The following is a 6,844-nucleotide window of genomic DNA, read 5'->3' on the forward strand; positions in this document are numbered from 1 at the left end:
CAGCTGACCCGCAGCAACGAGCGCGCCAGCGGTGTGAACTTCGCCGCCGACAACGGCGTGATCTGGCGGGTCGGCCAGAACTGGTTCCACTGGACCGCCGCCAGCGGCGTGCAGCAGGTGGCCAGCCTGAAGGCCGACAAGGATCCCAGCACGCCGCCGAAGGCCGACGTGCTGCGCGACCAGCAGCTGCGCACGCTGGAAACCCTGCGCCGCGACCGCGAACAGCGCGAGGCGCTGAAGGACCAGGACCAGCGCTGGCGCCAGGCCGACCCGACCCGCGCACCGGGTCCGGTGTTCCTGGGTGCCGACGTGGAGATCGTCGACAGCGTGCTGTCGCCGGACCTGGGCCACCTGATCGTGACCACCAAGCCGAAGGACTTCGATGACGGCCGCGGCGGCAAGATGCCGCTGTACGTGACCGAGTCGGGCTATGAGGAAACCGAGGACACCCGTCCCCGCGTCGGTCGCAACGGCTTCGAGCCGCACACCCTGTGGTTCGTGGATGTACGCAGCGGCAAGGCCGAGAAGCTGTCGCTGTCCAGCCTGCCGGGCATCGGCACCGATCCGCTGGCCGAGCTGCGCCGCAAGGCCGGCAAGGACGCGCTGAAGGGCGACCGCAGCGTGCAGGTGATGAGCGACTTCATGGGCGGTGGCATCCGCTGGAGTGCTGACGGCCAGCAGGCCGCAGTGATGTTGCGCGCCAACGACAACAAGGACCGCTGGATCGTCAGCGTTGCTGCCGCCGACGGCCGCGTGCAGAACCGCCACCGGCTGACCGACAACGCCTGGATCAACTGGGGCTTCAACGATTTCGGCTGGATGGCCGATGGCCGCACGCTGTGGCTGTTGTCCGAGGAATCCGGCTTCTCGCACCTGTACACCCAGGCCGGTGGCGGCAAGCCGCAGGCGCTGACCAGCGGCAAGTGGGAAACCTCGGCGCCGGTGCTGTCCGCCGACGGCAAGGGCTTCTACTTCCTGTGCAACCAGCAGGCCCCGCATGACTACGAAGTCTGCGCGGTCGATACCGCTGCCCGCCAGGTGCGCGAACTGACCAGCCTCAATGGCGTGGAGGACTTCTCGCTGTCGCCGGACGGCCAGCAGCTGCTGGTGCGCTATTCCGGCGCCTACCTGCCGGCGCAGCTGGCGGTGGTGCCGAGCACCGGCGCTGGCCAGGCGCGCGTGCTGACCGATACCCGCACCGCCGAGTACAAGGCGCGCCAGTGGATCCAGCCGAAGCTGGTGGCGGTGCCGTCCAAACATGGCGCCGGCGTGGTCTGGGCCAAGTACTACGAGCCGGAAAACAAGGAACCCGGCAAGAAGTACCCGGTCGTGATGTTCGTGCACGGTGCCGGCTACCTGCAGAACGTGCACCAGCGCTACCCGGCCTACTTCCGCGAGCAGATGTTCCACAACCTGCTGGTGCAGAAGGGTTACATCGTGCTGGACATGGACTACCGCGGCAGCGAGGGCTACGGCCGCGACTGGCGCACGGCGATCTACCGCAACATGGGCCACCCGGAACTGGAAGACTACAAGGACGGCCTGGACTGGCTGGTCGACACCCAGCAGGGCGACCGTGACCACGCCGGCATCTACGGCGGCTCCTACGGCGGCTTCATGACCTTCATGGCCCTGTTCCGCTCGCCGGGCACGTTCAAGGCCGGCGCCGCGCTGCGCCCGGTGGTCGACTGGCACCAGTACAACCACGGCTACACCAGCAACATCCTCAACACCCCGGACATCGATCCGGAGGCGTACCGCGTGTCGTCGCCGATCGAGTACGCACAGAACCTGCAGGACAACCTGCTGATCGCCCACGGCATGATGGACGACAACGTGTTCTTCCAGGATTCGGTGAACCTGACCCAGCGTCTGATCGAGCTGCACAAGGACAACTGGTCGATCGCGCCGTACCCGCTGGAGCGCCACGGCTACGTGCGTGCTGATTCCTGGCTGGACCAGTACAAGCGCATCCTCAAGCTGTTCGAGCAGAACCTGAAGTGAGTGCTGCCGCGGCCACGATCCACATCGTGGCCGCGGTCATCCTCGATGATCGCGGCCGGGCATTGGTCGTGCGCAAGCACGGTGCCAGCCGCTTCATGCAGCCGGGCGGCAAGCCCGAGCCGGGCGAGGAGCCGCTGCAGGCACTTGCACGCGAGCTGGACGAGGAACTGGGCGTGCAGCTGCACACCGCTTCCGCCATCGCACTCGGGAGTTTCGAGGACTGGGCGGTGAACGAGCCCGGCCACCGCGTGCAGGCACAGGCCTGGCGGGTCTGGATCGAAGGTGAGCCGTGCGCGCGTGCGGAGATCGCCGAACTGGCCTGGGTACCGCTGCAGCCGCCGCACGGCCAGCCCTTGGCACCCTTGAGCGAACACCATATCCTGCCGGCGGTCGCCGCCCTGGCGACGGCTCGCTGACGAAGCGGGCACCGCCCAGCCGGACAACGGATGTCAGCCTCGATTCCCCCGATTCCCGCCCCCACCCCACCTCCACCCAACAACTGGGTCGGCGCAGTGGCGCAGGGCTCGTTCTGGTTGTGCCTGCTGGTCACCCTCTACTTCCTCGCGCAGGCGCTGATGGCGGCGGCACTGGCCCGCACCGAATTCTGGACCACGCTGGTGACAGTAGCGTGGGAGCAGCAGCTCGACGGCAGCCTGTGGTGGATGCTGAAACACCCGGCGGCCACCTCGCTTCTGGTTGCCCTGCTCTGCCTGGTCTCGACCCTGGCCAGCTGGGGCCTGTGGCGCGGGCGCCGGTGGGGGCTGTGGGCCTATGTGTGGATGCTCGGCCTGAGCGCGCTGGCCAACTTCGTGATCGCCTGGTGGATGGACCGCCTGCTGCTGGTGTTGATCGCGCTGCTCGCCAGCGACCCCACGGCGCAGCATGAGCTGCAGGTGCAGCGTGTGCTGTTCACCCTGACACTGGTCGGTACCTCGGTGCTGTTCGCGGGGCTGCAGGGCTGGCTGGGCTGGCGCCTGCTGCGACCGGACATCCGCTGCCGCTTCCGCTGACTCCCCTCCCGCGTTCCGCCTTCGACAAGGATGTCGCATGCCTGCCCTGCTCCGAATGCTTCTGGTCGTCACTGCGCTGCTGGCCACCCCGCCGGCGCCGGCCGCAGCCTCCGCTTCCACGCCCGCGCCGCTGCGATGTGGCCGGTACGTCAATTCGCAGAATGATGCCGCGCTGGTGATCGATTCACACAACCGGGGCCGTCGCCTGGCGACGGGCTTTGATCTCGAATCGCTGCAGATCGAACGCGATGGCAACGGCCTGGTGCTGGTCAACCTGGATGACGGCGTGGCAACAGCGCTCACTGCCAGTGCCGATGGCAGGCGCATCAACGACACGCTGCAGGACTACCAGCTGCGTGCACCGGCGGTCTGCCAGCCGGTGGCCGTGAACGCCGCCGGCAGCTGCCTGGCCGATGCGAACCGCTGCATGGCTCGCCTGCACGCGGCGACGCCGCCGCAGCTGCTGACCGCCTGCCAACAGGGCGTGGGCGCGGCCTGCAGCGGCCTGTTGCTGGGCTACGTGGACGATGCGCTCCTCGCCGCCGCGTCTGCCAAGGGCGTAGCGCTGGCTACCGCCGCACCGGCGCCCTGCACCACCGATGCGGAGCGCGAGGAGGTACTGACCTGCCGTGATGCCCGTCGTGACGCGTTGGCCGCCGCCGTGGCACAGGCCAGCGGCCAGGCGTTCGCCCGTGGCATCGATCCAGCGTGGGTGGAACTGCCGGCGGCGCAGCGCGACCAGCTGCAGCAGCTGTGCCTGCAGCAGCGTGCTGGCCGCTTCTGCACCGAAGTGGCCGAGCAGCAGTTGAATGCGCGCGATCCGCGGGCGGCCGTGCAGGCGTTGCAGGTGGTCTGCGACAGCGGTCGCTACAGCGCATGCGAACGGGTCGAGCCCCTGCAGGCACTCGGTGCTGCATTGCGCCTGGTCGATGCGACCGAGTCGCCCTGTGGCCTGTACCGGGCCGACGGCGGCACCCTCGATGCGGTTGCGTTCGGTGACGATGGCTACGCGACGATCGGTGGCCAGCGCTCGCAAGTACGCCTGTTGGACGGTGCCATCCACCTGCGCAATGACCACGGCAGCGATCATGTGCTGCGCCTGCTGGCCAATGGCGACCTGCTGGGCATGGATGCCTGGACCGGCTACCAGCGTTACCAGCGCCAGCCGGGCACGACGCAATGCGCAGCCAGCGAGGGCCCGCGCACGTCCCTGCGGTAAAGTACGCGCCATGAACGAATTCGAGCGCGTTCGCGCCTACCTCACCGACCTGCAGGACCGCATCTGTGCGGCGATCGAGTCCGCCGATGGCCGGGCACGCTTCCAGGAAGACCTGTGGCAGCGTGCCGAGGGCGGCGGCGGTCGCACCCGCGTGCTGCGCGATGGCGCAGTGTTCGAGCAGGCCGGCATCGGCTTTTCCGATGTGGCCGGCAGCCGCCTGCCGCCCTCGGCCTCCGCCAACCGGCCAGAGTTGGCCGGTGCCTCATGGCGCGCCACCGGGGTGTCGCTGGTGTTCCACCCGCTCAATCCCTACGTGCCGACCACCCACGCCAACGTGCGTTTCTTCCAGGCACAGCGCGATGGCGAAGTGGTGGCCAGCTGGTTCGGCGGTGGCTTCGACCTGACCCCGTTCTACCCGTTCGACGAGGACGTGCAGCACTGGCATCGGGTGGCACGCGATCTGTGTGCACCGTTCGGTGAAGAGCGCTACGCGGCGCACAAGCGCTGGTGCGATGAGTATTTCTTCCTGCGCCACCGCAATGAGACGCGCGGTGTGGGTGGTCTGTTCTTCGATGATCTGCACGGCGATTTCGAACGCGATTTCGCCTACCTGCGTGCGGTCGGCGATGGCTTCCTCGATGCCTACCTGCCGATCGTGCAGCAGCGCAAGGATACGCCCTACGGCGAACGCGAGCGCGAGTTCCAGCTGTACCGCCGTGGCCGCTACGTGGAGTTCAACCTGGTCTACGACCGCGGCACGCTGTTCGGCCTGCAGAGCGGCGGCCGCAGCGAGAGCATCCTGATGAGCCTGCCCCCGCGCGTGCGCTGGGAGTACGGCTTCAGCCCGGAAGACGGCAGCGCCGAAGCGCGCCTGGCCGATTACCTGGTGCCCCGCGACTGGCTGTAGGCGCTTCGGGCACGGGACGCTGCACGCGTTGCCGCTGCGCAATCCCGGCACCGCCGCACGCGTGGCGGTGGCCCCGCTGCGGCGTGCTCGGCTTCATTCCCCCTCTTGTTTTGAATCAAGGAAGACCGTGATGCCCGTTGTTGTTTCCCTACGCCGCCGGATGACCACCTGGCGCGCCATGCTGCTGCTCGCGCTGGCCGTGCCCAGCCTGCCGGTGGCTGCGCAGTCGATGGCCTGCGGCACTTACCTGCAGGACGATGGCAACGCCAGCCTGACCATCGAAAGCGAAGCCCACGGCTTCCTTTCGGGCCCCTACCAGGCCACGGAACGGCTGCGGCTGGTACGCCAGGACAACCTGCTGGGCACTGGCAACCTGTCCACCGGCCGCCTGGAGAACTGGGAGTTCAGCGACAACGACCGTACGGTCACCGGCGGGTACCACACGTTCCACCTGCGAGCAGCGGCCGCCTGCAAGCCGGTACCGGAGATGGTCGAAGGCAGCTGCATGGCCGACACCAGCGACTGCCTGGAGGCACTGCCCGAGGCCGCGCCCACGCAGCTGCACGCCTGGTGCAGCGAGGGCGTGGAGGCGGCCTGCACCCAACTGCAGGAGACCTACCAGCGCCAGGCCGAGGAGGCTCAGCCGCAGCGTGCCCAGGCCGAGCCGCAGATGCCGCCCTACTGCCGCGATGACGCATCGCCCGAGGAGGGAGAAGCGTGCATGGCCGTCATGAAGGCCATGGCCGGCGAACTGATGGGCAGGGCGGTGATGGGCCTGGAGCGGACGCTGGACGCACCGCTGCCAGCAGCGCAGCTGGACGAACTGGCGGCGCTGTGCGCGCAGCAGCAGGGCGAGTCATTCTGCAGCAACGTGGCCGAGGCGCTGTGGAACGGCGGACGCCTGCAGCAGGCGCAGCAGGCCCTGCAGCGCTCCTGCACGCAGCGCGAGGGCAGTTACGCCTGTGGCCCGGCCAAGGGCTTGGCGATGCTGACCCCGCTGGCGCCGGCGGCGCTGACCCCGGTCGCGGCTACCGCGCTTCCCTGCGGCCGCTTCGAGGCCGAGCTTGGCCTGCTGTCGCCGCTGCGGTTCCTGGATGCCGGCCTGGTCGAAGTGGAGGGTGTCGGCACCCGCCTGCGCGCACGCGTGCAGGACGGCAGGATCCTGATCAGTCGTGACGTCGGCAGCGATTTCGTACTGCAGCCACTGAGCAACGGAACCCTGGCCGGGATGGACAAGGACAACCGCTACGGCTACTACCAGCGCATGGACAAGTCCGCGACGAGCTGCCAGCCGCCGCCGGCATTCGTGGAGATTCCGCAGCCGCTGGACTGCCCGATCCTGGCCCGCAAGGGCGGTGCCGCGTCATGCTGCAACGACGGCAAGCTGCTCGGCTGCAAGGTCGCGGGTGAGGAACTGCACAGCGCGGAGAAGTGGGCGCAGGCCCAGCCCTATTTCATCAAGCTGTGCAGCGCCGGCGTGCGCGATGGCTGCCTGGGGCTCGCCGCAGGCTATGCACATACTGCCGACCCCAAGGTACCGCAGACGATGGCGGCGATCTGCGCCAAGGACGGCAAGGGCACCCATGTAGCCTGCGATGTGGACGCCACACGTGACTGGGCCGGCATGAAGGCGCAGGCCGCGGAGCAATAGCAGCAAGCGCAGCACCACGACGGCCCACCGCACCCGCTCACTCGTCCTTGCGC

General features: G+C 68.5%; 6 protein-coding genes. All 6 read left to right on the top strand.

From position 1 onward, the window contains the following. Positions 1–2,004, top strand: a 2,004-nt coding sequence (locus AB4Y84_RS09375) for a S9 family peptidase (protein WP_442250050.1), incomplete at its 5' end; no start/stop codon positions are given. Beyond that, entirely contained in the window at positions 2,001–2,420 is a 420-nt protein-coding gene (locus tag AB4Y84_RS09380; RefSeq protein WP_312112218.1) for an NUDIX hydrolase, read from the top strand. The genes AB4Y84_RS09375 and AB4Y84_RS09380, both read left to right, overlap by 4 nt. A 30-nt stretch (positions 2,421–2,450) precedes the next feature. Next, positions 2,451–3,014, top strand: coding sequence for a hypothetical protein (locus AB4Y84_RS09385; RefSeq protein WP_223497138.1), 564 nt, complete (start codon positions 2,451–2,453; stop codon positions 3,012–3,014). Positions 3,015–3,051: 37 nt separating this feature from the next. Then, positions 3,052–4,233, top strand: a complete 1,182-nt coding sequence (locus AB4Y84_RS09390) for a hypothetical protein (protein ID WP_442244216.1) — start codon at positions 3,052–3,054, stop codon at positions 4,231–4,233. Positions 4,234–4,243: 10 nt separating this feature from the next. Beyond that, positions 4,244–5,140 (top strand): oxygen-dependent coproporphyrinogen oxidase, encoded by an 897-nt coding sequence (hemF, locus tag AB4Y84_RS09395; protein ID WP_312788025.1) that lies wholly within the window; start codon positions 4,244–4,246, stop codon positions 5,138–5,140. Positions 5,141–5,270: 130 nt separating this feature from the next. Continuing rightward, entirely contained in the window at positions 5,271–6,791 is a 1,521-nt protein-coding gene (locus AB4Y84_RS09400; RefSeq protein WP_312109268.1) for a hypothetical protein, read from the top strand. The last annotated feature ends 53 nt before the right edge of the window (positions 6,792–6,844 follow it).

The sequence above is a fragment of the Stenotrophomonas sp. 2YAF22 genome (assembly GCF_052114665.1).
Lineage (GTDB): Bacteria > Pseudomonadota > Gammaproteobacteria > Xanthomonadales > Xanthomonadaceae > Stenotrophomonas > Stenotrophomonas indicatrix.